Raw genomic sequence first — 26,982 nt, forward strand, 5'->3', positions numbered from 1 at the left:
ACTTTGGTGGCGTACAATCCTTCATTATTTAGTCTGTAATCTCTTTTTGTAGCTGCACTGCATCTTGCGACAGTCCTACTTTCTCTGCTAGCTCCATCACATTTCCTATGAACTCATTAATGTCCCCCGAGAATGTTGCTGCCCCACTGGCCAACGTCTTCGCCGCCGTTCCCATTGCAATCAGGCGTTGTAGCCGTTTCCCAATCCGCTTCGGTTCTTGCTTCTTTGGGGCCTTCAAATCAGATTCCAAATCATCCAGCTCCATCAGTGCCTCGTCCTTCTGCTCCTCAGGGAACTGCTGGGCCGCCTCACGTAAGGCTGTCAGCAGGTAGGTAATGTCGTTGCTGTTCTGGTTGATGTGGGCGGTCATCGAGCCGTAGTTAGCGCCCGCGACATTGCCAACGGGACCATGGAAGTTCTGAACAGTGCCACCAATCTGGTTCCCCTGCACAGTCTCCGCAAAGCCCCCAGCGAATTGGGCACCCCGTAGGTCATACTTAGGAGCCTGGTTCTGGCTCAGGGCTTTAATGATGTCTAGCAACGCTTCAACGGTCTGCTGCTGGGGTGCTTGTTGTGATGTGGCTGTGCCTGTAGAGCTGAGAAAGCTGGACAGAACAGCCTTTAGGTCAGCTAAACCAGGACCAATGGGGCTTTCTACCCACTGTAAAAGGTATGCGCTGCGATCGCCTTGGGGGGCTGAGTTACTGGGGATATTGCCGGGGGGAGGGTTAAGGGCGAAGATCAGTTCATCAAACTGTGGGCCTGGAAGCGCATTCAGCGTCTTGATCAGGGTGAGCCGCTCGCCTGGCGACAGCTGGTGTTTGGCCTCGGTCATCAGTTCTCTTTGCCCCGCTGAGACTCTTCGTTGCTCCCAATCATACTCTGGCTGATTTAGGCAAAAAGACTCCCCATAGCGCAATCGCCCGAAGACGATATGGCTGCTACAGGGAGTTAGAGCGTTTAGGAGCTACCAATCTGGTCGCCTTCAACAGTTTCTGCAAATCCGCCAGCGAATTGGGCACCCCGTAGGTCATACCTGGGGCCATGGGTTTCGCTCAGGGTTTGGATGATGGTTTGCAATGCTTCGATCTGCTGGCGCTGGGCGTCTAGCTGTCGGCGGTACTCGGCCAGCAGCTCACGGTACTCAGTTAAAACTGCATTGCCGCTGCTTGCCGCACAAGCTGGCTGTGCCGCCTGCAAAAAGGGGCAAACATATTGAGCATTGTTCCCGGCACCATCCACGCAGGGTCAGAAGAACAAGACTTAGGTGTTGCAGGAGGCAGTGCAGCATGGCCGTTTCCTCAATGCAGCAGGGGTTGCTGGTCTGCCCAATTATCGGCAAAGCAGCCAGCTGATCCCTTTGGTGTGAGAGCAGTTAGTGGATTGGCACAGCAAACTGTCACACTTTTTCCTGCTTTGGGGCTATGGGGTTCCCTGGCTGGGCTGAACTAGCTCGATTGGCACACCCAGTTTGTTGGTTAGGTCCAGCACGTTGCCAGTGAAGTCATTCAGGTTGCCGGAGAAGGTAGCTGCCCCGCCAGCAATGGTAACAGCGGCGGTTCCAGCAGCAGCGAGCTGTTTCAACTTGCGCCCCAGTCGGCCTGGGTCTGGCTCAGGCTTCTTCAGATCGGTTTCTATGTCATCGATCAAGTCGAGGGCATTGTCTTTTTGTTCTGGGGGAAAGGTCTGAACCTGTTCACGTAGGGCTGCGATTAGGTCGGTGATCTCTTCGAGGCTGGCTCCATAGTTGTTGATGACGCCGCCAATTTGGTTACCCTCTACTGTCTCAGCAAAGCCCCCGGCGAACTGAGCGCCCTGGAGGTTGTATTTTGGGCCTTCGGTGTTGTTTACCATTGCGGTTGCCTCTGCTTTGATGGGTCTACTCGCTGCTAGCTTAGCCAATTCAAGCAAGTCAGTACTTTGCTGTTTGTAAATCTCGATCTCTCTGTCCTTAGCGTGGAGCTGCTGCCGATACTGAATTTCTATTAGCTGAAGATGCTCTGAATAGCGCTGTTTTACCTGAGTCTCAATAGTGGCCTTGTCAGCTTCCTGATTTACCTCTAGCCGCACCACAAAGCCCTCTGCCTTTTTCTCCAACCCCTGAACAGAGAGGTCACTGTTGGGGTGTTGCGATCGCACCTCCTGAAATGAAGCAAAGAACGCCTTCCAGTCAATCCCTTCAGTAAACGTCAGGTCAATAGTTTCGAGAGCACTCGCTAAGATTTGGAACCGCTGAGTGAACTCACCAGGAGCAAAGGTGCTACTCGGGGCTACGGGAAGGCGAGCAGAAAATTCATTCCCGTTCAGAGTTCGAAAAACGTAATCACAATTGATTTTATCTAACTTCGTTGAACTTCCAATTTGCCAGTCTGCTATACATGCTCCAGTAAGAGTTGCGCCTCTTAGATCGGCATTTTCCAACTGAGCTTGTCTCAGGATTGCATTCGACAGATCTGCATATCTCAAGTTTGCTTGGTTTAGATTTGTACCAATGAAACTGGCATTTTTGAGATTAGCTTTCTGAAGATTGACTCCCATCAGATTCAAGCCATCAAAGTTTTGAGATTGTCCATCAAGCTCAACTACTAGTTTTTGAATCTTTGGATCTGACAAATAGGTGTTTCCTAGCCGAGCGAATTCTAGTCCTTTTGCTCTATGCCAGCGAGTTTGTGTCAAGTTTGCATTTCTAAAGTCGGTGTTTTTAAGAATGGCCTGGGTGAAATCAGCATTCGTAAGGTTTGCGCTTTTGAAAGATGTTCCTCCCACCGCAGCAAGGGCAATAGAGATTTTGCGAACAAGGAACGCTGTCTCATCCCCAGATAAGGCTCTTACAGAAATATAAACACTTGTAGATATTGCCGCTAAAGATATGATGACTCCGGCTTGAGCTTCTATGCTAATTAGATGAATATTACGTGTTAATACAGCGCTAGCCACAGCAGAAAATGTAATTCCTGAGGCCGCCCAGTTTCTAGTCAATATACTAGCGGTAGTTACAGTTACTGCAAGAGAAAAAATGCCAAATCCCAAAACAGTAAGTATGATTAGTCCAGTCAAGGCTCCTTCTAAAAAATGATCTGCGTTCGGCACGCCTGAAGCAAGAAGAATAGTAGAGAGAAAAATAAAAAGAATTACTAAGAGTAAAGATGTTACCATCGCGGCTGGAAAGCCGCGAATGAAGGTTGTAAGAGTAAGAGTAATTATTAAAATAAAGAAGATTGAGGCATCGATTGGCTCGGAACTAAGATTTGGAATTGCTGCCGCTAATCCTATCTGAAATAGAGCGCCCAATAAAGCAGATGAAAAAAACAGTGTGATTATCCAAAGAAAGTATATTGGACGTTTTATCCCTGCTCTTGCTTTAATGAACTTCTCGTCCACCAGGTTCTTACCTGCAAAGGAAATACTTTTAATATTAAAGCCCGTCATATCTTTCAAGTCATCAGCCTTCGACTTTCCTTAAGCTCTTATCGTTGACACATTTAACTTTGATACAAGAAATTGCATAAATTGTCAGCCAATTTGATGCTTTAGCCCTCTTTCCTAATTCCCATAAGGAACAACTAGAATGAACATCATTGAGATTGAGTCTTGTATTAAGAAAGTTAATTACCAATTAAAAGTAAAACTCATTTTTATATAGAACAGCAAGAGATAGCTCACTTTAGACGTCTTTTACTAAGAGCAGTCTACGTGTATGGTAAACGAAACCCCATTTTTTTTGACTGTTATGCTGCAACGTTCTTCACGAGACTCCTCAACAAGTGTAAAGGCACTAGTATAGAAATCTTCGAGTTTGTTCTGTTTGAGAATCTCGTTGAAATCTTGGAGAATACTCGCAGTACTACCCCTTGTCCGGCTGGTTTTCTTCTCAAGCTGCACTTCTGTTACTTGGACATTTAGAATAGAGTACTTCTCAAGAACTTTCTTAAAGGCATTGACCAGTTCATCGTTCTTTTTATCAACTACAGATCGTATTGTCTCTAAGTCACTCATGTTTTACCTCCAAAGTTCGTAGCTTTCTGGAAACGCGCTTAGTTTCAGGTTGAATAACCGTATCTATGAATCCTTGTTGCCAAGCATTGTTCTCTTTATTCCCAAGATAGCAGGCTCTTCAGGCAGCTTCGAGAATACTACTAAACTGCTACAGAGCTGATTGTCGATGATGCCCACCGCTTCCCGGCGAGTCTGCGTTACTGGCTAGAGGATGTCTTGAAAGCAGACGGACTACTGTTGCTGCTGGCGGATCGGCCCCCGGCAAAGGATGTATTTCTAAAGCTGCCCAGGATGGAGTTATACCCCCTAACCCCAGACCAGATCCGCACAGTGATGTATCAGGAAGCCACTAACCAAGGGCTAGCGATCAATCCCAGCCGCTTTGCTGACCTCCAGCAGCGGGTAGGTGGTAACCCAGCCCTAGCTAAGCGGGTAGTGCATGAGGAACTGCTGGGCATTGGGTAAGAGATGAGCACCGACCACCGGCAGTACATTGACGGCACCCCTTTCCTGATTGCTGGCCTCAGCGCCGTTGGCATTGTTCGGTTGATTAGCATTGATCTAGGCGATAAAGCTCTCTACATCGTCGGTGGGGTGGCCACCCCCTAAGCGGGTTAATTCTATCAACCTAACCGGGTGAAAATAGTTGTCTCACGTAAGACAACACCCCCCAAACCTAATCGGGTGATCTGAGCCAACCGGCTAGGGTGAGGTTTGTAAACATTGATTTAAGGAGGCTTGACTCAAGGCGGGTATATCAGTTCCGAAAATACACGTAGAGATATGTAGGAACAATTCTCAATAAGAATAGGCAAATTGGCTGATTAGCGCTAGAACAACGTGAAATCAAGGATTCATAGTTCGTATTCTGTAAGAATAGGAACTATAGCCGCAGGTGAGGGGCGTGGATGCCAAAGGTTAGCCGTAAAGGTCAGGCCGAGGTCTTAAATCAGGAGCAGTTGACTCAGCTATGGGCTGAGCTGAATTTTCCCCATAGTCTGATCGCTCAGCTGGCCTACTACACCGGCAGCCGCATTAGTGAAGTGTGCTCGCTCAAAATTGAAGACATCAGCGCCGGTCAGGTGGTGGTGCGGCAGCATAAAACCGACCGCACGAAAGAAGTGGTGATGGTGCCCCGGCTCAAAGCGGCGATCGCCCAGGCGCAGATGCCCAGCTCGGGGTATCTGTTCCCAGCCGCGAAGTGGACACGGGCGACGGTGAAGCAGTACCGCATTCAGCGCCAGGCCAATGGCGACTATTACTTTGCGCGAGTGGGGGAACGGCCCCCTCGGCAGCATATCAGCACCCGAGCGGTAGATAAGGCGTTGCGGAAAGCCTCTGATCTGCTGGGGCTGGAGGGGGTGAGTACCCATACCTTTAGGCGATCGCTGGCTACCCATCTCTATGATGCGGGGGTTCCTCTGCGTCAGATTATGGCGATTACGGGTCATGCGAGTTTGGCGTCGTTGACCAGCTACCTGAATCTGGAGCAGCGGGCGGCGGGGGATGCGTTATTGGGGTTCTTTGCGGAGTAGGGGAGGCTTAGCCTGCTCGACTTCAACTTGGTGTGGGGCTGGGATGACGTTGAAGCAGTTGGGCCATGTTAGGGGCGCGGGGAAGCGATTTGGGAAGTGATGGGCATCAGCTAGGGCGCGATCGCAGACGCAGACTCTGCTACTACCCTTCGCTCCACGGTTGATGGGGGCACAGGGCAGTACGAAGCCCTGTTGGGTAGATAGGCCGCTATAAAAGTATTTTAATAATCAGCAGGGAGACGCTCTAGAATCTTGTCATCTAAGAAAGTTAGAAGAAAGTTCAAGATATGGAAGATCCGGTTAGTATAGCAGTCAAGTTTTGGGAAAAGAGTCTCGAATCTTCAGCTTACTTCCACAAGCAGGGTGATGAAGCTGTCAAGTTCTACATTGGAATTAATACAGCTCTTGCAGCTTGGCTCTTAACCAATGCAGCAAATTCCCCTACTTTCATTTTTGCTGTAATGGCACTTGGGGTATTTGGTGCTGGGCATGTAGTGTACTATCACAATAGAGGCTTCAGGCTTCAGCAACGGGCTAATCGAATAGCTAGAGAAATTGCCCAGATGTTACATTTGTCAGAGTCAATGAAGGTTTGGGATTCCTCAGATGATTTGAAATTGAAAAACATTATTATTCCTGGTCATCCCGCAGCTCAAATTGCTTTCAATGCTTTGATAGTCCTCTGCATTAGCTTTGTATATGCTTTTGTACTTTTGTTGAAATTGATTGGAGGATGAAAACTATAATCCATGTGCCGATATCAGCCCAAAAATTCAAATTCAGACGGGCGTTTGAAAGCTGCTAGTGCTGAACTTGAGGCTACTTGCCGCCGCTGATTTGAGTTGTTATGCAGCCGAACCTATTCACAACAACATTAAACTCTTCAACCTGACAATAAAATCAAAATGAAATTATCTGATAAAGGTTTTACTATCAAAGACTTAGATTTTGGCACAGTTGATGCAGAGGCTGACCGGAGGTTAGCGGAATACTTCATTGACACGCCACAGGTAAACCAAGCCCTTAGTTTTCGTAGTGCCCATTTTCTTGGTCGAAAGGGAGCAGGCAAGTCTGCAATCTTTACTCAACTCTCACGGTTGGCTACCGAGCGCTATAAAGAAAGTGTTCGAGTCAGCTTAATGACGCCAGACCAGTATGCTTGGGGTGCAATGAAAGATTACCAAGAGCAAGGCTTACTTTTGGAGCAGGCTCATGCTAACGCTTGGAAATTTACTATTGCGGTTGATGCCGCAGCAGTCTTGCTAGACGTGCCCCCTGAAAGGCTGAAAGAAAATGCTCAGAAGGCACTAGACCGTATTCGCAAATTTGTCATAAATAATTTTGGCGAGAATGCACCAACACCAACAAATACGGTAGGAAGGTTATTAAAAGGCTTAAATGCATTCAACCTTGAAGCTTTTGGGTTTGGTATTGGATTCGAGCGTGACAAACAGCAACAAATATTAACCCCTCAAGTTATTGATTTGCTCCTTGATGCGACGAATGATGTATGTAATGACCTTGGTGTTATCGTCGCTATAGATCGCCTTGATGACTCATGGGATGGTTCAGACGTATCAAAAAGCTTAATGATTGGTCTTCTTAAAGCAACCAAAGAAATAAATGATAAATATTCATTGACTACAGGAAAGGGTATTCATGTAATTACTTTTCTCCGGTCAGACATCTATCAAGGTCTCCAATTTGATGATAAAGATAAACATAGAGCAATTGAAGAAGAAATAATTTGGAATCCAGAGCTTTTAAAGGATATGGTTAATGCTCGGCTTCCTAAAGATATATCTGTTGACGATATATTTGAGGAAGGAGAAATGCGAGGTGGCATTGCGCCTTTTAATTACATAGCGAAACGCACTTTCTTGAGGCCGCGAGAAGTAATTCAGTTTCTTCAAGAGTGTCAGAAAAGGTCAACATTTGATGCAACAGAAATTTCTAAAGATACCATTAGGGAAGCTGAAGAGCGATACAGTAGTTGGAAGGTAGAAGATCTTAAGCAAGAATATCGCCGCCTTTTTCCTGGTTTTGATGATCTTATAGAATCATTACGACAAACACAAAATCGCTATGATTCTGTAGATGAATTTCTGGCCCTTATTGAAGATAGAGCTAAAGATCTCTGTCAAGAATACAGTTCACATGAATTGATGAAACGTCTCTTTAATGCATCGATTATTGGTGTCCGGCTTGGTAATGCGGGAACTGCCAGATTTCGCTGTGAAGACGCAGATTTACTTCTTCCAGCAACGGGTTCTGTTTATATCCATCAAAGTCTCCATAAGGGACTTAACATTAGGGAGACTCGATCATAGAACGAAAATAAGTTTAAGTGTTTCATCTTAAAAGATCTGGCACTAAGTAGCCAAGTATTTATCTCCAAAATGGAGTTAGAGTCCACCTAGATGTGCCCCTTAAGCTATCGAGAAAAAAAACGAAAAGAAACTGCTTACCATGAAGCAGGACACATATTTATGTTGGCCTTGTTCAACCACAGGGTTACGGATTCCCATATCAGAGAAGTACAAAATGGAGAAATTAAGTTTGAGGGAGAAACCAATTACTCTCCCTGTATAGACCTTACATCTATAAAAGATTTACTGGATAAACGCACCTTTGCCTGTATCGCTTTCGCTGGCTCCTCAGCAGAGGATAAGTTTATAGGATGCAAAGATGATTGTGGAATGTCAATATTTGATGGTGGGCTTGACGATTGGATTCAATATCAAACACTAAGACTTAAAAAAGGATCTCATAAACCGTTGTTAGAGTTGACTAATAAAATAATTGATGAACATTGGCCACTCGTATCAGAATTAGCAGAAGCTCTTTATCAATCAGGTTCTCTAAACTCTCAAGAAATAGAAGCGATCTTAAACGCTAAAATATCTACATGCCCAGCCTCGAAATACTTACAGATCAAACGATCTCAATATGAGCACCATCTCAGAAATATAAAACTCGAATTATTCAAAAAATCAGATTAATTATCCCACAGCACATTCCCAATCAATGGTAAAAAACCTATTGCGATATGGATAATCAAGCACTAGTTCAGCACTATCAGAAAACGCTATTGGGAAGGCTGCGCTTCAAGCTGCTCCAAAAAATTACCGGATGTGATTCTGTTCCAGATCCAGAAGCTGTCAAAGAATTTATGTTGAAGAAGCTGGATTCTAATACCCGCATTTGGAATCTCTATGCTTCAATTTTATTACTCCCTAGTTTTGACTGGAAGTCTTACAGCAATCTAAAGGAACTGGAAGACATAACCACCTTATTAAATCAGATGGAAGATTTTCCATTAAGGAATAATTATATTGAGCAGGGAGAAGAAGGCCTAAAAGATCAGTGCTTTATAGAGCTTGAAGGATGTCCTAATCCTTTTCCAGAAACAATAGGTGTTCTAGCTAAACTGTATGAGCTTACAAATGTAGATCATGGATTTGTCTATGAGATATATCTCATGGGGGAAGAGCACTTTCCGGAGCAAATGATTGATTACATTCAAGTTCGCGCTTGCAAAAGCCAACCAGATCCCATCATTTGCACTACCCGAATAGATGGCAGAAAGACATCAAACCTAGACTTGATATCGTCTTTGACAACAGTTCAAATCGCATTGAAAGTGCTTTCTTATTTGTCAGATTCAACCGCATTGAAAGAGAAGACTAACAAGGAAAAAGAAAAGAGAAATAAGATCATAAATACTACCAATTTAATACCTATTTCAGAAAATCTTAGCGCAAGATTCCTAAGGCAAAATTCGGGAAATATAGAACTTTCAATAGTGGTTGGAGATGAAACATCAGCAGAAGAGTTGAGATCATCATGGCCCAAAATAGATGCTCTCCGCACTCGACTGAGAGAACATCAAGGGACAAATCTAAATCATCTCAAATACTCCTTACTATACAATTACTATCAAATGCACAAGCATGGCTGGAGCTACAATTTGATTGCCATGAATATCAACTATGATTGTTTAGTGAATCTATGCCAAGCCGATGATGAGATTATTGACATCAATGCGGAGCGTATAGAGTCAATCAGCCTTGCAAATGCAGTTAGGCTACTTCAATCTGTTCGTATGAAAGAAAATGATATTCTAGATTGGCTAATGTCAGGGTTAAAAGACATTCGTAACGGAAATTGTCCCTGGCCTCTCCAGAACGGTCCAGTAGATAAACAAAGAGTTCGAGACTCTCTTCGGCAATGGAAGAGTGAGGAGTCATCCCAAAAAGTGATTGTGAAAGCACCGCCCGAAGTAAAAGAAGTCCGCATTGACTCCTTAACAGAGGAATCCCCTGCTTACAAGCGATATAACCAAATCGCAAGAGACTTACTTGAAGAGACCTTTCCAGGTGGTTTCGAGAAATATAATCGTGCGATATCTGAAGCAATTAGAACAACAGGGTACGTTGGCTACGTACACAAGATGTAGCCCTAATGCGAGCGTAGTTGCAGCACCCCATGTAGGTAGATGTGTGGAGGAAAGGGAAGGGGGGTGGAAAAAACCGGCTGGATTTTTCCATTTTCGGCAAATCAGACAAAAAATAAACTTCAGATAGTTAGGAAGCCTATCTGGAGGATCAAGTGCTCGAACTCATTACGTTGATTGCCTTTGTCACTACAATCCTGAACCTCGTTGAGACTTGCCTTAAGCTCTATCGAGAATGGAAGTCAAGTAAGGCGATAGATAAGAATCATCAGAATACTCGAACATAAAAGCCCTAAAGTAGTTGTCTTGCACTGCAACTCCTCATCCCATCAGAGTACAGGTGCTAAATGGACGGTATAGCAATTGTTTCTTGAGTTAACCCGATAGGAGGAAATCCCTCAACACGCTTTACCCCACTTTCCCCAACGCCCGATCCAGGCGCTCAGCAAACACCGACCTACGATCGCAGCTCAACACCAGCACCTCGATCGCCCTGGTCATGGCCACATAGAGCAACCGGGCCTCATCAGCCACATCGTTATAGCGATTCGGCAGATAGCCCACCCCAGGGATGAACACCACCGGGAACTCTAGCCCCTTGCTCGCATGCATCGTCATCAGCTTGATGCTTTGGGTGGAATGGTCAAAGTTACGGCTGCTGCTGCTCTGGTTGAGCCAGTCCACGGGCAACCCGGCCTGCTGGAGCTGCTGGAACGCCTTCTCTCCCATCCAGTTGTCGCGGTAGATAATCGCCATCTCATTCCAGGGGATGCCCCGCTCTTGGAGCTGCTGGGCTCTCTGGATGATGTGATCCACCTCTTCCCTATAGCTCCGGCACTTCACCAGCTCCGGTATCGGCCCCTCGCGCCCGGCGCTGTTGGGCTGCACCAGCGGCGGCATGTCCTCATCTGGGCTGGTGGGCTGCATGACCTCCTTAGCAAACTCGTAGGCCAGCATCAGCACCTGGGCGGTGTTGCGGTAGTTGAGCTTGAGGATAGTAGTTCTGCCCTGGGCCTTGATACCGACGCTCTTGAAGCTGAATTCTTTCTTGGCCCGTTTCCCGTAGAGGTTTTAGGCATCGTCATAGAGCACCAGCAGGGAATCGGTAGAGGGGTTCACCATTTGGGCTACCAGCTTTAACCACTCTGGTGCAAAGTCGTGGCCCTCATCGACCATCACCGCTCCATACTGCCCGGTGGGAATCTTCCCAGCATCGACGGCGGCCACCACCGCTGCCTCTAGCCGTTGGATATACTCAGCGCCTTTGTATTGTCGATGATCAGGGCGCGGCAGCTGGTGCTGCTTCAGCACTTCAATACACCAGCCATGGAAATGGCGGACGGTGACTAGCTTAGTGAGCCCCTTTTCTACCATCAGCGATCGCAGCCGGGAAGCCAGCGCCACGTTGAAGCACAGCACCAATACGGTCTGCATGGCCTCGGCCAGGTGTTGACAGCGGTAGGCCAGAATCAGGGTTTTGCCGCTACCAGCGACCCCATGAATCACTCGGTGGCCCTCACCTAGGCTGCGGGCTAGCTGCTCCTGCTGTAGGTCCATGACTTTGAGCACCTGCGGGATAGCGGTCTGTAGGATGTCGGCGGGTTCCTTTGGGAAGAGAGAGAGTTGTTTGGCGGAGATTCGCATTTCTGGGTATAGGTGCCAGCGAATGCGATCGATCTGCTCGTTGGTTAGCGTGGTGCCAAAGTTGTAGTGGCTCATGGCCCAGAGCTGCTCTTGAAAGGCCCCTGGGTCTACAACCTCGGTCATTTCGTCTTTGCAGATGACCAAGTTGGCATGAATCACCTGGCCCAGCGCCAGTTGTGAGTCGAACTGACGGCGGGTGATGTTGGGCAGCACCACACCATAGGCGTAGGGGCAAATGAGCTTACCCTGGTAGCGTCCTGAGGGCTGCACTAGCTCCGGGTCTTTCTCCAACAGGGAGCACATAGCCAGGACGTAATCTCGCGCCTGGACAAGGGGACTATCAACAGTCTTGCGCTGACCTGATTGGGTTTCGATTTCAAACTCATCAGGGTTCGCCGCCTTGATGATGTCTAGCTTCCAGTCTTTGACCTCCAGCACAAAGAGACCCCGTGAGGGGTGCAGGAGGATGAAATCAGGGTGCAGTGCTTTGGGTCCGACGGGTACGTCATACCAGAGCAGGTGGTCATCCCCTAGTTTTGCTTCGAGCCGCTGGGCTAGCCGTCGTTCTCCCCCAGTCATGCGAGAGGCGCAGCTGCTGTAAGAGGGGATGAGAGTAGCCATGGCCTAAAAAAACCCTATGATTGCCCTCAGTATGCCCTTGGGGCAAGGCTTTGGCGGTGATGGTGCAATGGATTTACAGAATCTTGGGGTGATTGGTGGCGTTGGCCCAAGGCCGGTCTTTGACCATCGCACCCTAGCCGCTCCTCGGGAGCTGTGCTACTTTGGCGGGATGGGGGTCTGTGTGAGTTCCAGACAAGCCCCCAACTAAAAGAGTGCCCCCATATAGGAGTGGGTTAATCTTCTATATGGGGGCGCTCTCATCATTCATTGGCGATCGCTATGTCGGTCAGCCCAAGTCTTTGCTCTGGAGCAAATTATACCCACACCCCCGTTTGGAAACCGGCGGGCTTTTTATGGCCACAAAAAAGCCCCATCGTAGCTACCCAAGATCGGCGGGGGCTACCTATTCAGGGTGTATTTACCTTGGGCTTAGCTTGCTCAGGTTGGATGACTAGCGATCGCATAGTAGGTACGGAGCCATAAATGCGAAAGCGATCGCAGAGGCGCGATCGCTTATGGATTTAGTCTCATTTTTAGGTCAGTTTAAGTCTCTAATTTGTGGAATATCCCTCGAAGTTTTTCTAGGATTCGCTTCTTTCGTTGCCTTAGGGTATCGAGATTGTAGTCACCATAACCCTTCTCTTTTAAAAAAAATTGGATCTCGGCCCATGACTTTTTCTGGATTACCTTAAGGCTCAATATCAATCGTTCCTCTGTTGAAAGATGCTTAAATGCGTAACGGACGCGGAGCATCTGGTCTGTAAGGAACTCTCGATCAGCGTCCTCGTTGGCTGCTAGGGACTCTAGGTACTCATCACTGGTATATGTGTACCTAGTCTGGCATCTGCTCAATTCCCGTATGTACCGGTAAGCAACCGAGCATGTCCATGCTGATGGATTCGTTATGGTACGCCCTTCATAAATTTTGGTAATTGTCCTGATGAAGACCTCTTGGAGAATCGCTGTCTCATCATACTGAGGCCAAAGCTCAAACTGGTGGAGCTTGCTGCGTATGAAGGGAAATACCGAAGAGGCTTCAGAGCTTTTGGAAATGAGGGTCAGGTAGAAAGAGATGTAAAGCTGTAGCTGGAGAGCCACCGTCAGTTCATAGAACTCTCTTTGGAAGTTAGGCATACCCTAACCTCCCCCATTGGTATGGATGTTAACCATGAATCACCGTCCTTTTACAGATAGGCAGCAGGGGATATATAAGACAATGACGGATAGATCCGTTTGTGACACAAATGATGCTCTATAGTTTGTGAGTACTATTTTTGAGATGTAGTGCTCTTTATGTCACATAACTCCCTCTTTCTTCATTGGTTACTGCTAGTGCCTAAGGAGTCCATAATTGCTTATGAACACTCTGCACTGTGGTGATTCGTTGAATAAAGGAGCTGTGAAGATGTCTCAACGTCTTCGAAAATTTGGTGGAAGTGATACAAATGAATCGAATGAAGAGTTTGCAGATTTAGATATCAGTGAAATTACGAGATGGATAGATAATTCTGAACTGCATCCAGTCGCTGTTGAGTACGGTTTACTTAATATGCTAAAGCGGCCTAGTGAGGCCCAGAATGACCGAATCCAAGAAATTCTAGAAGAAGCCACCGAAGATAATGCTCTTGGCTTTTGGATAGATGAGATAAATCATATCTTGGGACATAGGCAAGGATGGCTAGATGATAGTTGCAGGAGAGATTATGAACTTAGAAAGATGGAGTTGAGTAGTGATGCATTGAGGTTTAAAAGATTATTGGAAAAGAATAATTCAGCAGATCTTTTGCGATTTGTTCAATTTTACCTGGAAGACCATTCCAATGATAAGAGCAGGAAATGCACAGCTTAGCTGAACAGAATGCAGGCTTACTTACTGAAAGTATTCAATAGGTAAGCGTTTTTGCTGATTAGTGAATAATAAAAGCGAAATAACTTCTAAGGAAGGCGTACAGAGATAAACCTTCCTTAGAAGCTTTGTTGCTGACTGTCTAAATGGCAATCGCTAGGATGACCAATAGAGTCATAGTAAATCCGAGAAACATCGAGTATATAGTTGCAAGGGCAATATTCTCGTCTTCGATCTGGCTAGCTTTCTCATTGGCCTGAAGAAAGCTCTGAAATAGCTTAAGCATGATTTTCTCCAAGTTGAATAGGTTAGTCACTGGTTGAAGTGGATTAGATCCACTTCAACCAGTTTCATATATTTATGAATTAGATATTGACAAAGTGACATTAGCATAGATGTCACATTCAAGAAGGCTTACGCATTGTTAGGTAAGTGGAGTTCATGGAGATTGTCAATGACTAAGGTTCATCGAAAAAGAAGAATCGACGGCAATGGGAATGATTTGTTCAACAGAAGTCAATGGGGATTTGTCGAGAATGAAATAAAGCCTGATGTTGGAGGAAGAATCAAATATCAAAGTTCTTGGTGGCCTGCCAAAGAAATTAATAATGAGACAATCGGTAGAGGTGAGCGGGTCAAAGTTATAAAGCGGGAAGGAATTTTTCAGGTTGTAAAGCGTTGTTTGTAACCTCATTAAAAAATGCCAAGATCACCGCCAAACTGTTCAATTCATCTTCTTCCATCATTCAAGGGAAAACCTATGCCAAGATCACCGCCGTCCGTTCCTAAATAGCACCAAAGTTAAAGCCTGTGAATCTACTTCACAGGCTTTAACTTTGGTTAACATGTATATTCTGCTACGGACCTATGATTTTATTAAGTAATATGTCCATTTTGATGTTAAAGCGTCAAAAATACCTTGGGTTTGTAGCTACAATCTTGATAGTTCTGTTTCTAGCGGGTTTGAAGTCTGCGTAGCCAGTAATTTCATAAGTAAGTTACTGGAGCAGGGATGGTCAAGACTCGTTATCCAGAATCACCACACTGCTAGTGAGCCATTAGGCTCACTTTTTTCTGACCAATTCTGCTCCAGCAGTGGCTCTATTTTGATCTAAAGCCTTGAGACTTTCAAGTAAATTCAACACCTTTACCAACATATTATTGGTTTTTGAAGATGTGATTTATGGAATATACCCATACTAGCGAAGCTATCGAAGAGTGCACATACCCTAGAGGGTAGGCCAAGGCGTGTCCTTTATATCTGCGAAAGTTCCACAAAGTATTCTGAAGATAAAAAAGAGCCCCCACCGTAGCTACCAAACTCGGCGGGGGCAACTATTAAGGTGCATTTATCTTGAGCTTAGCTTTCCCGATCGCACTAGCCCGCGATCGCACCACTTAAGCCTCAGCCAAATCAATTGCTCCGGCGAAAGTCACAGGGCATGATTGGGTTTGGTTGGCTCCAGAAGTTCAGCCGCTGCTGGCTGGCCTCGGCCTCGGCAGCTTGAAGGGCGTTACTTGTCTCTGGGCAGCTGCGGAGGAACTGGGTATAGACCACGGCGTAGCCCTCCTGCACCAGCTGAAGGTTGATGTTCTGGCCATTGGCGTAGACCTCGGCCACGGTGCGCCCGTAGCGATCGATATCCGCTTCTCTGAACTGAATGGTTGAGTCTCTGGGTGAGAGCTGGCGCAGGCGAGCGGTAGCTGCTGGCCCCAGGGTGCTTGATCGGTCTCAGGAGCATCAATACAGGCCAGACGCACGGTTACGGTCTGCCCCTGGTAGTTGATCCTCATCGTGTCGCCATCGCCTACAGAGATGACCGTCGCGGAGGGAAAGTTGAGGCTGGCTACTGCTGTGGTAATTGCGCTGGTGCCGGTGGCCTGGGGCACCTCGACGGCGGTGGAGCAGGCCGCTAGGGTGGCCAGGGCCAGAGGTGAGAGCAGTTACCAGAGTCTAGACATGATGGAGCTACCTACTTTAAGGCCTAGAACACTATTTCACTCATAACGGCATTGACTACCGCATCGAGTTAAAAGAATTCAGCTACAGACTCTATCTGTGTGAACCTATCGGGCTGTGGGAGGGTGCGTTAGGCATGGCGGCTATGAGTATAGAGGCAACCATATTTAAGTCCGTCGAAGGGGATGCCGGGGCTCATTCTAACGATGACAACATTCCATAAAGCCTCTGGCTATGCTGCTAGGAGCTTTTTTGTGATTAGACTCAGTTTTGTCCCTGGGTTGAGGTGCGATCTCATCGCCTTAAGGAGGGAGTGTTGATTAATACGATAAAGCGTTGATCGCCTTCCTCTTCTGCTCCGGGCTCACCTCCAGATAGCGCTGCAGGCTGGCCAAGCTCCGGTGGCCACTAATCTCCTGAATCACCCGCAGGGGAACCCCGGCATTGCTTAGGTTGGTGAGAGCCGTACGCCGGAAGCTGTGGGTGCTAATCCCCAGCCCATCCAGCCCAGCGTAGGCCAGCGCCTGGTCGAGCAGCCAATCTGCCGACGACCGCGCCAACCGGCCACAACCATGCCGACCCGGAAACAGGTAGTCAGCTCCGCCGTTGTCATAGGCCGCCAACAGCAACGCCAGTTTGGGGTGAAGGTCGATTTGTCGGGTGGCCAGCTTACCCTTCGTTGCCTTAGCGGGCAGCACCAGCACCGCCCCCTTGATGTCGCCGGTTCGCAGGGCGATCGCCTCGCTCACCCGCAGCCCGCCGTAGAGCAGGATGCCGAACAGGGCTCGATCGCGGGGGGAGTCCATCGCCGCAAACAGCCGGGCAATTTCGTCGTGGGTTAATACTTTCGCCTGGCCGTTAGTGCTCATGGGATCAGTCGTGTGCCTGCTTTGCTTTACTAGACAGTATTAATATTTCGTACAGTAAAATTCACGAGTTTATAAGGGTTTCCGGGTGTTGGGTCGTGCGGTCGGCCTACGTCTCACCTGAGACAGCCGGAAACCCTTGATTTTTCGTTGCGGCGTCTCATGGCTGGAATAATGAGACAAAAGTCGGCCGCCTTTGCCTCATTATTCCAGCCATTACCCAGGAGCCCTAGCTATGCAACTCACCTATCGCGGCCAACCTTCCAAAACCTCTGCCACTGTCATCGATGCGATCGCCACCAGCGAAACCGCTACTTTCATAGACCAGCTCTATGCCCGAGACAATTTGCCGTCGCCCAGCGTCAGCAGCCCGCTCAACTGATCTATCGCGGCGTTCGCTACGCTCGCTAAACCGTCAGCTTTCTCTCAGACATCCTCTACACTCCTCCCAACTCCCTACTATTGCCAGCGGGATTTTTTATTATCTGCTTAGCCGATTAATTGATTAGTCAGATAAGCAACTCACCGTCAGGGAGCAAAAAGAGCAACTGTTTTGCTTAAGCGATTCAGCGATTAAGCATTTATCCTGAAACTTAACCCGGGCTCCCGTTAAGCGAGCAGAATAAGGTACTGGAATAGTGCTCGTGGGGGATGCCCCGACATTGAGTTTGTAGCACCCCTAGCCCAGCGTATTGGTGGCGGCTCACCACCAGTCTCAACAATAGAGCTTGTCTAGATACAGTTCTGCGGACCATCATAAGGATGAATGGCTAGCCTCCTAGAGATCAGGGGATTTGGGTGAGGGCGACTCAACCCCTGAGATTTCGGCAGCAGATTTGGAACAAGCCTCTCATGATCTATCACCGTCTACACCCGAACTGCCGAAACAGTCGCCTTGACCAATAGCACTGGTCAAGGAAATACAGGTACAGCTTGGGGCGGGCGCCCTTCCAAACAACCAGTTAATCGATTAACTGATTAACCATTAAACTATTTAGCCGCTTAATCAAAACGCATACCAGAAAGTGACCTCTACCTAGGGTATCCAACGCTGCCCACGGATATGGTATGGACAAGCAGCCGCTCGCCTAGCACCAGATTAGCCTTCTCGAAGGCAGTTATCGACCGACTGCTGATTCGATTAAGCAATTAACTGATTAATCGTTTATTCGAATCATCGATTAAGCGATAGAATTCGACTAGCCAGTCAAGCGCTTAGTCGACTGACTGCTTAACCGATTAATCGGACAAGCAAATGATTATCACTGTTGCTGGTTTCAAAGGTGGAGTTGGCAAAACCACCACCGCTGTACACTTAGCCTGCTACTTTGCCAAAAAGTCTGACAAAACTCTGCTGGTTGATGGCGATCCCAACCGCTCATCCCTCTCTTGGTCAAAACGAGGAACACTACCCTTTCAGGTCTGCGACTTGATGTCGGCGGCTAAAGCTTCCAGAGGCAAAGAGCACGTCGTTGTCGATACTGAGGCCCATCCCGACCAAGACGAGCTAGAGGCATTGGCTGAAGGCTGCGATCTGTTGGTGTTGCCTTCCACCCCCGACGCTCTGGCCCTAGAGGCTCTGCTGGCCACCGTCGACAACCTTCAGAACCTGACCTCCTACGGCGTGGTGCTTACGATGGTCGACAGCCGCAAAAAAGGCACCGCCACCCAAGCGAAAGAAACGCTTAACCGATTAAGCATTCCAGTGTTTAATCAAATGATTAGGCGCTTAACCGCTTATGAGAAAGCGGCCCTGGTCGGGGTGCCTGTGTATGAAACGGGCGATCGCTTTGGCCGCATCGCCTGGGGGGAGTATGAATCGTTAGCCAAGGAGATCGAAAGCCGTGCCTGATGCCGCAAATATGTTTGACCGATTGGCCCAGAAACGCGAAAAGGGAAAAGCAGCCCCAGCGCCGGAGACGGAACCCAAGAAACGGCAGCGCAAAGCCACCGGTAAGCGCTCTGACCCCAACTACATTCAGGTAGGGGCATATATCCCCATCGAGTTGAATAAGAGCGTGAAGCGTCTACTGGTGGATGATGATAAAGACTTTTCAGACCTGGTATCCGAACTTCTAGAACAATGGGTTCGGGAAAACAATGCTTAATCAGCTAATTGATTAACTGATTAAGCATTATACCCAATCCCGTTGGATTTCGGTCACCTTCAATCCTTTGTTAGGAGTGCAGTCTAGCCCATCCCTGCTCAAATTTCGGACACCCTATTTAACCTCCGGCCTACAGACACCCCTGCATCGTCTACAACACGATCCAGCTTTATTTAGATCGCCCTTCTTCCCTGGCTGCATAGGAGTTAGGAGCGCAATCGCCCAAAAGTGGATCACCCTCTGCCACGCCCCTATTAACCAGCTAATCAATTAATCACTTAAGCAGTTCTCCGTTCATGTCTAAAGCTCCTACCCTATTCCCTGACGACGAGAACTACTTTGCGCTGCTAAACGGGCTGAAGCAGCGGATTCGCACGGCTCAAGTCAAAGCAGCCTTAGCAGTGAACCAGGAGCTGATCTTGCTGTACTGGGAGATTGGGCGCGAGATTCTGAAACGACAACAAGTCGAAGGTTGGGGCAGTAAGGTTATTGAGCGCTTGGCCAAAGACTTGAAACGGGAATTCCCGGATATGAAGGGTTTCTCGCGAACCAACCTGATGTATATGCGAGCATTTGCCGAGGCCTATCCAGACGAGCAATTTGTCCTACAAGGCGTAGGACAAATTCCCTGGGGACACAATCAGACACTGTTGAACAAACTCGACAGCCCGGAACAACGTCTCTGGTACGCCCGCAAGGTTGTTGAATTTGGCTGGAGTCGCAACATCCTAGATCTACAGATCGACACCAACCTGTTTGCCCGCCAGGGCGGTGCCATTACTAACTTCAAGCGCACCCTGCCACCTGAACAGTCAGACCTGAGCCGCGAGCTGCTGAAAGACCCCTACAACTTCGAGTTTTTAGCCCTCGCTGATGATGTGCAGGAGCGTGACCTAGAGCGGGCTCTGGTAGAGCGCATCCGTGACTTTTTGCTAGAGCTGGGGGTAGGGTTTGCCTTTGTGGGCAGCCAATACCGGCTTGAGGTAGACGGCGACGAATACTTTATTGACCTACTGTTCTACCACCTGAAGCTACATCGTTACGTGGTCATAGACCTCAAGGTGACGGAGTTTAAGCCGGAGTACGCAGGCAAGATGAATTTCTACATCAGCGCTGTCAACCACCTGCTATGCGACGAGCGGGACGAAGCCACCATTGGCATCATCTTGTGCAAGTCCAAGAAGCGCACCACCGTTGAATTTGCCCTGGACACAGTGCAGAACCCTATTGGCGTGGCCACCTACAAGCTGCGCGAAGAGCTGCCACCAGCCTTACAGGGATGCCTACCCACCGCTGAGCAGTTGGAGATGGAACTAGATGCAGCCATTAGGGAAATTGGGGCTGAGCAGGATAACTCTCCTCTGTGACACCGATAGGCTAATAGCGAGTAACCGCCATCTTTCACGTAGTTTGGATCACCCTGAAAAGATCTAAAGGTAAGGGTTTGAGGTACCTAGGTCCTCTAATTTGAATTACCTTATTTACCTGTCAACCACACGCAGATGATAGAGCAGTAGGAACCGATCCTCGTCCGTCAGCTCAGACCAGCGCTTGCCCTCAAATCGATCGGATATGAATTGTCGGATCACCTCCCCAGACCAACCCAGGCTCCTAATCTGGTGTTGAATCTGCTCATGCAGGGCTGGGTCATAGGCAGCAGGCTCAGCTTCCTGTGGAAAAGAGGATGAGTCCCCCCGTACCCCCCTGTTTGGAGAAAAAAAGTTTATATCCGACCCCAACGCACCGGCGCAAAGCGCCTCACCCTTCATATCTCTCTCTGAGGGGTGTAATTCCTTAGTTTCTAAGGGGTCTAGCGATTCTGGTATCGCTTCAGATGTCACCTCTTCAGGAGCTGGAAAGCTTGCTATCAGGGCGATTACACCCTTTTGATGCTCGGGGTGCCAGAGGCGGAGGTGCTTGTAGAGGGTCTGCTGGCTAACTCTGGCTCCTTGGGCGATCGCTTTGGCTCTGGCTGTAATCTGCTCAGGCAACTCTCCCGCCTGCTCTAAGTTGGTGTAGGTAGCACGAATGCGGTGCTGAGCGTCTTCGGTCTGGCGCTGGTTGAAGGGCACCAGGTTGTTTTTGGGGTGGCAGGTGTCGCGGGTAGGGGTAGTGCCCAGAGGCCAGTAGTAGCCCTCGACGGCTCTGGCCCAGGCGATGACCTTGCGCTCGATCTCATGCGGGTGGCGGCAGTACAGCTCGTAGCCGGGGCAGGTGAGGGCGATGCGTAGGGTGTAGTCGATCAGGGCTTGGCCCTGAAGGCCTTCGAAGACACGGCCGTAACAAGCGATGGTTTTGAGCAGGTGGTTGGTTTGCCCGTAGGCGGTCCAGCCTTCGGTAATTTCCAGATCCAGGTCGTGTCGCCAGCTCTCGACGGGGTGGCTGCGGCGTTTGGGCCGCTTGCGGTGGTTGTCGCGGCCAATCTTCATCGCATGGCACAGGGTGTCCATGTCTTGGTGGCCAGCGGCGCCATCCCAGAGCCAGAAGAACCGGGCTAGGCTGTCGCCAATGGGGTTGAGATCGTCGTCGAGTAGGCAGGAGCCGCTGCCAGGCTGGAGCGGTAGCCGGTGCCCCATGTATTCAATGAAGGCTTGAACGCCGTAGGCTTTGACGTTAGGGAAGATTTCGAGTTGCCCAGCCTGGAGCCGAAACCCCTGGGCTTTGAGGCATTCTTTGAGGGCGACGGCCAGGTTAAAGGTGTTGACCCGCTCAGCAAAGGGGAGGTAGAGGTGCAGGCCACCACTCCAGCTAGAGCGCAGCAGCAGGGTGCGGGTAATGCCGATGGTCTCTAGGGCAGCGCGGATCTGGGCCACCCCGTCGGCGGTGCAGTAGTCGCCGCCGGCGTCGAGGTCGAGCAGGGCGTAGCGGGTGTCGTGGGTAAAGCGGACGCCGATCAGCTGGTTGGCGTCTTGCCAGTGATTCCAGAGCACCCGGGGCCGCAGCGGATAGTCTTTAACAGTCGTCCAGGCGGCTTTAGCGGTGGCATCATCCGGCACGTCGGCGCGGATGAAGTTCCAGGGGTAGTGGCCAAAGAGTTCACACAGCCGCTGGCCCGTGGGGTCAGCGGGGAGGGGTTCAGAACGGGGAGCCTTACGCGACTCCTCGCCCCATCCTGTCGATGCGGTCATGGGGGCCTCTCTCTCCTAAAAAAGAGCAATGAGTATTGCCCCGAGAGAGATCCGGTGTTACCATAGCCGCATAAGAATTGAGTGCGCGACTCGGGACTGGTCCTCTCGGGTTTTCGCTTTTTAAAGAGCCGGTGGCATGTGCTGCCGGTTCTTTTTGCCTATTAAGGGTCTGGTCAGGACGCTTAACACTGATTAACGCGATCGCCAGGGGGTCAACCCAGCAGGGCGTCAATCATGGCCAGGATCATAGTACAGGTGTCTAGACCGGGCAAGGCAAACGCTAAAAATTAGGTTCATGGGTGTTTTAGGGTGGGTATCGGCCTCCTAACGTGCAACAAAAAACTGTGGTTACCGCTCGCTTGGCGGTAGCTGCCAGGGCTCTAGTCCAGCGTTGCGGAGGTGCTGAATCTGAATCTGACTATGCCCTTGTTCTGGCGAATTCACTTCAATACTGTCCGGCGTATAAGCTTCGCTCCATAAAGCTTTGATGCCCCTTGAGTCTAAAAACCGTCGGGCGTTAATTTCAGGCTTGCCCACGCTTTCAGCCATCTGGGTTGGGCTTATTCGATAAGAGCCATCGGACAGCTGAAAACTATCGACCGACAGCGTGCCGATCTGCACCGTGGCGCGTTTAGCTTTGTCGCTGGAGGTGCTCATGATTTGCTGGTCTTACCTTCTAATGCCTCAACCCGCTCAAACACCAGCACTCGCAACTTTGCGCCAAAGCTTAGTTCTTTCCAGCTCAGGTCATCGCGGCAAGACTCGATCCGCTTTTTGTCGTCATCTGATATTTCTAGCGAGTAGCGGGCCATCACAGCTTTGCTCATTCATCACCTCGATTAAAACACTTTGGTCTGATTATGGCTCAATCCACCGAATCTGAGCCATTGGTTGCAAGTTTAGCTCAAATTGAGTATAAGTGAGCCAAGACGCGAAACGGCATAGGTACAGGGTCGGGCCTAGTTGGCTCACTCTTTGCCGTGCCATGACGCGCCTACCCCGTACCCGCAACGGTTCAAAGGATTTTTCAGCTATGACCGAACCCGTCAGCCTGCACTCGTTCTGCAAAGAGAACGGCAACCTACCCAAAACTTCCGTGCGCCGTTGGCTCAATGACAACGGCTACAGCACCAGCGACGGACTCAGCCCCGCTGCTGTAGAAGCGGCGCTCGCGCAGTTCTGCCCCACGCCTGCACCCGCTGCGCCCGATATGGCTGGCTTGACTATCCATGCCGGCAACCACTGCACGACTATCGACCTACCCAATTACCAAGGGCTGACCGTTGACCTCGGACAGTTTCGAGAGTCTGAGGCGCTGGTGATTGATGACCCGTTGGCGGTGGCTGAGCAGTTTTTGCAGGCTGCCGACCTAATTCAAGGTGCACTGGCCGATGACCTGGCCGCTCGTGAGCGGCGGCTACGGGCCACGAAGCAGGCCCAAGGTGCGATCGCCGCCAAGGCGCAGGAATTAGCCCTAGAGCAGCGCCTCTACCGCCTGCAAACGGCACAGATTGACCAGGCGCAGACCGACGAAACGACCGCCTTAGCCGATGCCCTAGCGCAACTGCAAAGCTTGGGAAAGCCCACCGAGGCCGACACCGCCGCCTAATTTTGTTGGCCTTGGCTACGGCTGGGGTTGCGATCGCGCTTTTCATTGCCCACTAAAAACCCCCAGCCGGTTGGCAGACCAGGGCTGGGGGCATTGCCCGAAAACCATTACGTAAACGGACCCCACCATTATGAAACCAATCCACGGTGTATTCGCCCTGGCCATTGTTGGCACCGCGATACCCAGCGTTAGCAACCTCGGCAACTTCGCCTCGAAAGTCACCACCGCCCGCGCTGAGGCCAGTCGCATCGGCGATGACATGACTGAGCTCACCCTGAGCCAGCAGGAGCAGGCGCAAAAAAACGAGGTGGCGATCGCCCGCTATCAAGACGGCTGCATCCCGGTGGTCAGTGTTGACCAGCAGCGCTACGTCTCCCTCGTGCTCAACCTCCCAGTCATAGACAGCGCGTCCAATCAACCCATCCCGGTGGGCTCCATCGTCTGCGATGCCCACGGCAACACCGGGGTGATTACCGACGACGACCGCGACCCCAGCACCCCAGGCGTCACGCAAAAGATGGCCTTCACCGGCAATAAGTCCTTAGTTGACTGGCGCATGAACCAGTACCAGGGGGCCGCCTACTACATGCCCTCAAACTAAGCCCAGCAAACCTTTAGAGGCTCAACCCATGACCACTTATCAGACTAAAAAACGCTCCACCCGTAGCCCCAACTCAGGGGCCAAGACCGCGCGACAGCTGCTCTACTGGCTGGCGATCGGCGTCGCCTGCGTCGTGGCGGCTGCCAACATGCTGCCCTACTGCAAAGCGGTATCCCTAGCCTTAATCAACATCTTTGACCTGCAAGGCCTGGTAGGCTTCTTTGGCAATCGTGCCCTGGCCCTGATCTCTATTCCCGTGGGGGTCGTGCTGTGGGCCTTCATCCAGACGGCCGAGGCTTACCCGATTCTGCTGAAGCACGACCGCAAGCTGATGCGCTTGATTGCGCTTGAAGCCGATGCCGCCGACCAACTCCAGGTGAATGAGGACGACGATCCCGCCCTCGTGCGGCTAAAGGAATGGTACAACCGCTTTCCCATGCTCAGCATCCGCACCGCTAATCGGGCCAGCCTGGTTGCCTATCTTGTGGATACCTTGATCTGCTTAACCGTCTTTCCGCCTGTTGATGGCGGGTTTGGGCAGCTGGTGTTTGTGATTTTTACGGGCCAATGGGGGCTGATCAACTGGGGCAGTGTGGGGCTGATCGTCACCATGCTGTTCTGCTTTGAACTCATGGTGCGCTTCATCTTGTTTCTGGGCCTGCAATGGCACTACCTGAAACGTGCCCACGGTTAGACAACACGGCAATCGGGGGCAACGATGCCCCCTTACGTTTTGGGGAAACCATCATGAGCAATTTAGTCAAATCCCACCCTCTCTGGATTGATACCGCTGAGGATGCCGCCGAAGGGATGCATAACCCCAAACTCTATATTGGGGGTGGCCTGGCCGGTGGGCTCGTGCTCGGTAGCCTGCTGAATCCACTCACGGGCCTCGCCGCCCTGGCCTATGGCCTCTACCTGGCCTGGGATGCGAATGAGCGCAACAGCGACCAAATCGAGGCCGTCAGCGATGGGCTCATCGCCCACCTGTTGGATAAAAAGCAGCTGCGTAACTACCAAGCCGAGGTCGGTGCTGACCAGGTACAGGCAGAACTTGCTCAGGCGATCGCGCGGGAACTGCGCCTCTCAGACGAGGCCGAAACGTTGGCCAAGTCGTTGGGGCTGCTGGGTAAATCAAAGGCACGGCCACAACTGCTCCCAAAGCCGCTGGAGGCAGCAACACCTAGCCCCTCATCGGGTGATGCTGTCCCGGTGCCGTTTGCCCCAATCCAACTTGACCCAGACTGCCCCCACTTCCTGTTGTTGGCGGGTAGCCGGGAGGGCAAAAGCAATGCCCTGCGCTGCTTGCTCGATGGCCATGCTCGCGTCAACTACGTGAGCACCAAGGCCACCGACCAGGTGCCAGCCCACTGGGAGGGCTACGTGCTCTGGGGCACGCCGGAGGAGAAGGGGAAGCAACTGCAATGGTTGCTCGCTCACTGGGGAGCGAAGCTGGCCGCCCATGCTGAGGGCACCGACACTGAGCCGGAGTGGTTCGTCTTTGATGAGGCGATTCAAATTCGGACCTACGCCAAGCGCAGCAAGGTGAAAGGCCTGGCTGATGCTCTCGCCGGGCTACAGGTTGAGATTGCGACCCAGGGGGCGGCGATCGCGGCCTATGGGGTGCTGCTGGCTCAGACCAAAAATGCGGGGCCGTTGGGTATTGACCTCGACCTATTGCAGCAAAATTTCAGGATGGTTCTGCCTCTGAAAAGTAAGCGGCGGTTGGCCCTGTCAGTGATTGAAAAGATGGGTGGGCTACGGCTCACCCTTGAGCAACGGGAGGACATTCTCAGCCACCCTAACCGCTATCTCCAACTGTGGCTGGGTGAGGATGAGGACATCTACCACGATGTCTTACCCGAGTTTCAAGGGACGTTGAAGCCCTTAATGAAATGCCCTATTGAGAATGGCACCAGCGCACCGCAACAGCCTCAGGAAACGACCGCGCCTAAACCCTTAGGGGTGAGGATTTTAGATTACCTGAAGGGGCATGGCGAGGCTAAGACGGCGAGGGAGATTCGCAACGCTTGCACCCGTCCCACGGATAACCCCAGGGCATCGACAGACGAAGTTAAAAACTTGCTTTGTCTGTTAATTTCTGAAGGGCAAATTCAACGATGGGATGAGGGTAGTACCGAGCGCTACCAGGCGACTGGCACAGCGTAGGTGTAGGCGTAGGTGAGCCATAGAAAGAGGTGTAGGCGCCCTCACCTACGACACCTACGACACCTACACCCCCTCACCTACACCCCCTCACCTACACCCCCTCACCTACACCACCTACACTCCGACTGTCACACACCTGTCTGAGCTATTTAGGAATAGCAAATATGACCTGGCGATGCCCTTACACCCCACTCGAATTGCACCAGCTCAACCCTCACGATTTTGCCTATGGCGATCGCGTTGTCTTGCCCGATGGTCGCACTGGTATGATGAGCAAGGTCGGCTACAAATATGGTCACGTCGATGTCGATTCTGGGGCTGATTGGAAAGGCTACCTGACCGAGCTGAGGCCAGCGATACCCGATAAAGTAGGACAGCCCAGGGTGCAGCAATTGAGTCTGCTGTAGCGCGATCTCGCAGAAACCAAACAAAAACCCCATAGG

Annotated in this window: 31 protein-coding genes; 19 read left to right on the forward strand and 12 right to left on the reverse strand. The window is 50.2% G+C overall.

All coding sequences use genetic code 11. The annotated features are described in order from the left end of the window. Nucleotides 1–28: 28 nt before the first annotated feature. From H6F75_RS27435 to H6F75_RS27450, 4 genes are all read right to left on the reverse strand, one after another. Nucleotides 29–835: a hypothetical protein gene (locus tag H6F75_RS27435; protein WP_190756539.1), complete on the reverse strand. Its 807-nt coding sequence runs from the start codon at nucleotides 833–835 to the stop codon at nucleotides 29–31. Between the two features lie 125 nt (nucleotides 836–960). Beyond that, nucleotides 961–1,242: a hypothetical protein gene (locus H6F75_RS27440; protein WP_190756541.1), complete on the reverse strand. Its 282-nt coding sequence runs from the start codon at nucleotides 1,240–1,242 to the stop codon at nucleotides 961–963. Nucleotides 1,243–1,422: 180 nt separating this feature from the next. Continuing rightward, nucleotides 1,423–3,429 carry a pentapeptide repeat-containing protein gene (locus H6F75_RS27445; protein ID WP_242020403.1) on the reverse strand — a complete coding sequence of 669 codons (2,007 nt, stop codon included), beginning with the start codon at nucleotides 3,427–3,429 and terminating at the stop codon, nucleotides 1,423–1,425. 249 nt (nucleotides 3,430–3,678) lie between these two features. Continuing rightward, nucleotides 3,679–3,996 (reverse strand): hypothetical protein, encoded by a 318-nt coding sequence (locus H6F75_RS27450; protein WP_190756545.1) that lies wholly within the window; start codon nucleotides 3,994–3,996, stop codon nucleotides 3,679–3,681. Between the two features lie 216 nt (nucleotides 3,997–4,212). On the opposite strand from H6F75_RS27450, the gene H6F75_RS27455 reads away from it, so the two are divergent. The 7 genes from H6F75_RS27455 (at nucleotide 4,213) to H6F75_RS27485 (ending at nucleotide 9,990) form a co-directional block, all read left to right on the forward strand. After that, nucleotides 4,213–4,461, forward strand: a complete 249-nt coding sequence (locus H6F75_RS27455; RefSeq protein ID WP_190756547.1) for a hypothetical protein — start codon at nucleotides 4,213–4,215, stop codon at nucleotides 4,459–4,461. Between the two features lie 3 nt (nucleotides 4,462–4,464). After that, nucleotides 4,465–4,605: a hypothetical protein gene (locus H6F75_RS27460; RefSeq protein WP_190756549.1), complete on the forward strand. Its 141-nt coding sequence runs from the start codon at nucleotides 4,465–4,467 to the stop codon at nucleotides 4,603–4,605. A 299-nt stretch (nucleotides 4,606–4,904) separates the two neighbouring features. Beyond that, entirely contained in the window at nucleotides 4,905–5,531 is a 627-nt protein-coding gene (locus tag H6F75_RS27465; RefSeq protein WP_190756553.1) for a tyrosine-type recombinase/integrase, read from the forward strand. Between the two features lie 287 nt (nucleotides 5,532–5,818). Further along, a complete protein-coding gene (locus tag H6F75_RS27470) occupies nucleotides 5,819–6,268 on the forward strand; it encodes a hypothetical protein (RefSeq protein ID WP_190756555.1) in 450 nt (149 codons plus the stop codon). Nucleotides 6,269–6,436: 168 nt separating this feature from the next. Next, nucleotides 6,437–7,861 carry a hypothetical protein gene (locus tag H6F75_RS27475; protein ID WP_190756557.1) on the forward strand — a complete coding sequence of 475 codons (1,425 nt, stop codon included), beginning with the start codon at nucleotides 6,437–6,439 and terminating at the stop codon, nucleotides 7,859–7,861. Between the two features lie 159 nt (nucleotides 7,862–8,020). Continuing rightward, the gene (locus H6F75_RS27480) at nucleotides 8,021–8,533 is read left to right on the forward strand and encodes a hypothetical protein (RefSeq protein ID WP_190756559.1); all 513 of its coding nucleotides are present in this window, start codon (nucleotides 8,021–8,023) and stop codon (nucleotides 8,531–8,533) included. A gap of 47 nt (nucleotides 8,534–8,580) precedes the next feature. Continuing rightward, nucleotides 8,581–9,990 carry a hypothetical protein gene (locus H6F75_RS27485; RefSeq protein ID WP_190756561.1) on the forward strand — a complete coding sequence of 470 codons (1,410 nt, stop codon included), beginning with the start codon at nucleotides 8,581–8,583 and terminating at the stop codon, nucleotides 9,988–9,990. Between the two features lie 405 nt (nucleotides 9,991–10,395). On the opposite strand, the gene H6F75_RS29125 is transcribed toward H6F75_RS27485, so the two are convergent. Next, on the reverse strand, nucleotides 10,396–11,007 hold the full coding sequence (locus H6F75_RS29125) for a 3'-5' exonuclease (protein ID WP_347710721.1): 612 nt from the start codon (nucleotides 11,005–11,007) through the stop codon (nucleotides 10,396–10,398). A 51-nt stretch (nucleotides 11,008–11,058) separates the two neighbouring features. Next, nucleotides 11,059–12,252: an NERD domain-containing protein/DEAD/DEAH box helicase gene (locus H6F75_RS29130; RefSeq protein ID WP_242020399.1), complete on the reverse strand. Its 1,194-nt coding sequence runs from the start codon at nucleotides 12,250–12,252 to the stop codon at nucleotides 11,059–11,061. A gap of 16 nt (nucleotides 12,253–12,268) precedes the next feature. Here H6F75_RS29130 and H6F75_RS27495 point away from each other — a divergent pair, with 16 nt between their 5' ends. Then, nucleotides 12,269–12,460 (forward strand): hypothetical protein, encoded by a 192-nt coding sequence (locus H6F75_RS27495; protein WP_190756563.1) that lies wholly within the window; start codon nucleotides 12,269–12,271, stop codon nucleotides 12,458–12,460. A gap of 335 nt (nucleotides 12,461–12,795) precedes the next feature. On the opposite strand, the gene H6F75_RS27500 is transcribed toward H6F75_RS27495, so the two are convergent. Further along, nucleotides 12,796–13,386 (reverse strand): sigma-70 family RNA polymerase sigma factor, encoded by a 591-nt coding sequence (locus H6F75_RS27500; RefSeq protein ID WP_190756564.1) that lies wholly within the window; start codon nucleotides 13,384–13,386, stop codon nucleotides 12,796–12,798. A 271-nt stretch (nucleotides 13,387–13,657) separates the two neighbouring features. On the opposite strand from H6F75_RS27500, the gene H6F75_RS27505 reads away from it, so the two are divergent. Both H6F75_RS27505 and H6F75_RS27510 read left to right on the forward strand, forming a co-directional pair. Beyond that, the gene (locus tag H6F75_RS27505; RefSeq protein WP_190756565.1) at nucleotides 13,658–14,101 is read left to right on the forward strand and encodes a hypothetical protein; all 444 of its coding nucleotides are present in this window, start codon (nucleotides 13,658–13,660) and stop codon (nucleotides 14,099–14,101) included. 451 nt (nucleotides 14,102–14,552) lie between these two features. After that, nucleotides 14,553–14,786 (forward strand): NfeD family protein, encoded by a 234-nt coding sequence (locus H6F75_RS27510; RefSeq protein WP_190756566.1) that lies wholly within the window; start codon nucleotides 14,553–14,555, stop codon nucleotides 14,784–14,786. 726 nt (nucleotides 14,787–15,512) lie between these two features. Here the strand turns inward: H6F75_RS27510 and H6F75_RS27515 are convergent. Both H6F75_RS27515 and H6F75_RS27520 read right to left on the reverse strand, forming a co-directional pair. Beyond that, nucleotides 15,513–15,815 (reverse strand): thermonuclease family protein, encoded by a 303-nt coding sequence (locus H6F75_RS27515; RefSeq protein ID WP_347710722.1) that lies wholly within the window; start codon nucleotides 15,813–15,815, stop codon nucleotides 15,513–15,515. Between the two features lie 563 nt (nucleotides 15,816–16,378). Then, complete coding sequence (locus H6F75_RS27520; protein ID WP_190756568.1) at nucleotides 16,379–16,927, reverse strand: tyrosine-type recombinase/integrase; 549 nt, start codon at nucleotides 16,925–16,927, stop codon at nucleotides 16,379–16,381. Nucleotides 16,928–17,159: 232 nt separating this feature from the next. Here H6F75_RS27520 and H6F75_RS27525 point away from each other — a divergent pair, with 232 nt between their 5' ends. From H6F75_RS27525 to H6F75_RS27540, 4 genes are all read left to right on the forward strand, one after another. Then, on the forward strand, nucleotides 17,160–17,306 hold the full coding sequence (locus H6F75_RS27525) for a hypothetical protein (RefSeq protein WP_242020400.1): 147 nt from the start codon (nucleotides 17,160–17,162) through the stop codon (nucleotides 17,304–17,306). An 873-nt stretch (nucleotides 17,307–18,179) separates the two neighbouring features. Beyond that, a complete protein-coding gene (locus tag H6F75_RS27530; RefSeq protein ID WP_190756570.1) occupies nucleotides 18,180–18,776 on the forward strand; it encodes a ParA family protein in 597 nt (198 codons plus the stop codon). After that, nucleotides 18,769–19,032: a hypothetical protein gene (locus tag H6F75_RS27535; protein ID WP_242020401.1), complete on the forward strand. Its 264-nt coding sequence runs from the start codon at nucleotides 18,769–18,771 to the stop codon at nucleotides 19,030–19,032. The genes H6F75_RS27530 and H6F75_RS27535 overlap by 8 nt, the downstream gene beginning before the upstream one ends. Before the next feature lie 296 nt (nucleotides 19,033–19,328). Next, nucleotides 19,329–20,399, forward strand: coding sequence for a PDDEXK nuclease domain-containing protein (locus H6F75_RS27540; RefSeq protein WP_190756572.1), 1,071 nt, complete (start codon nucleotides 19,329–19,331; stop codon nucleotides 20,397–20,399). Nucleotides 20,400–20,513: 114 nt separating this feature from the next. Here H6F75_RS27540 and H6F75_RS27545 read toward each other — a convergent pair whose 3' ends face one another. From H6F75_RS27545 to H6F75_RS27555, 3 genes are all read right to left on the reverse strand, one after another. Next, nucleotides 20,514–22,160: a hypothetical protein gene (locus H6F75_RS27545; protein WP_190756574.1), complete on the reverse strand. Its 1,647-nt coding sequence runs from the start codon at nucleotides 22,158–22,160 to the stop codon at nucleotides 20,514–20,516. 348 nt (nucleotides 22,161–22,508) lie between these two features. Then, on the reverse strand, nucleotides 22,509–22,817 hold the full coding sequence (locus H6F75_RS27550) for a hypothetical protein (RefSeq protein ID WP_190756576.1): 309 nt from the start codon (nucleotides 22,815–22,817) through the stop codon (nucleotides 22,509–22,511). Beyond that, a complete protein-coding gene (locus H6F75_RS27555; protein WP_190756577.1) occupies nucleotides 22,814–22,987 on the reverse strand; it encodes a hypothetical protein in 174 nt (57 codons plus the stop codon). The genes H6F75_RS27550 and H6F75_RS27555 overlap by 4 nt, the downstream gene beginning before the upstream one ends. A gap of 158 nt (nucleotides 22,988–23,145) precedes the next feature. Here H6F75_RS27555 and H6F75_RS27560 point away from each other — a divergent pair, with 158 nt between their 5' ends. The 5 genes from H6F75_RS27560 (at nucleotide 23,146) to H6F75_RS27580 (ending at nucleotide 26,946) form a co-directional block, all read left to right on the forward strand. After that, the gene (locus tag H6F75_RS27560; RefSeq protein WP_190756578.1) at nucleotides 23,146–23,769 is read left to right on the forward strand and encodes a hypothetical protein; all 624 of its coding nucleotides are present in this window, start codon (nucleotides 23,146–23,148) and stop codon (nucleotides 23,767–23,769) included. 130 nt (nucleotides 23,770–23,899) lie between these two features. Continuing rightward, a complete protein-coding gene (locus tag H6F75_RS27565) occupies nucleotides 23,900–24,370 on the forward strand; it encodes a hypothetical protein (protein ID WP_190756579.1) in 471 nt (156 codons plus the stop codon). Between the two features lie 28 nt (nucleotides 24,371–24,398). Next, nucleotides 24,399–25,064 (forward strand): hypothetical protein, encoded by a 666-nt coding sequence (locus H6F75_RS27570; RefSeq protein WP_190756581.1) that lies wholly within the window; start codon nucleotides 24,399–24,401, stop codon nucleotides 25,062–25,064. Nucleotides 25,065–25,117: 53 nt separating this feature from the next. Continuing rightward, nucleotides 25,118–26,539: a hypothetical protein gene (locus H6F75_RS27575; protein WP_190756583.1), complete on the forward strand. Its 1,422-nt coding sequence runs from the start codon at nucleotides 25,118–25,120 to the stop codon at nucleotides 26,537–26,539. Nucleotides 26,540–26,703: 164 nt separating this feature from the next. Continuing rightward, entirely contained in the window at nucleotides 26,704–26,946 is a 243-nt protein-coding gene (locus H6F75_RS27580) for a hypothetical protein (RefSeq protein WP_190756585.1), read from the forward strand. Nucleotides 26,947–26,982: the final 36 nt, after the last annotated feature.

The organism is Nodosilinea sp. FACHB-131 (assembly GCF_014695395.1).
Lineage (GTDB): Bacteria > Cyanobacteriota > Cyanobacteriia > Phormidesmidales > Phormidesmidaceae > Nodosilinea.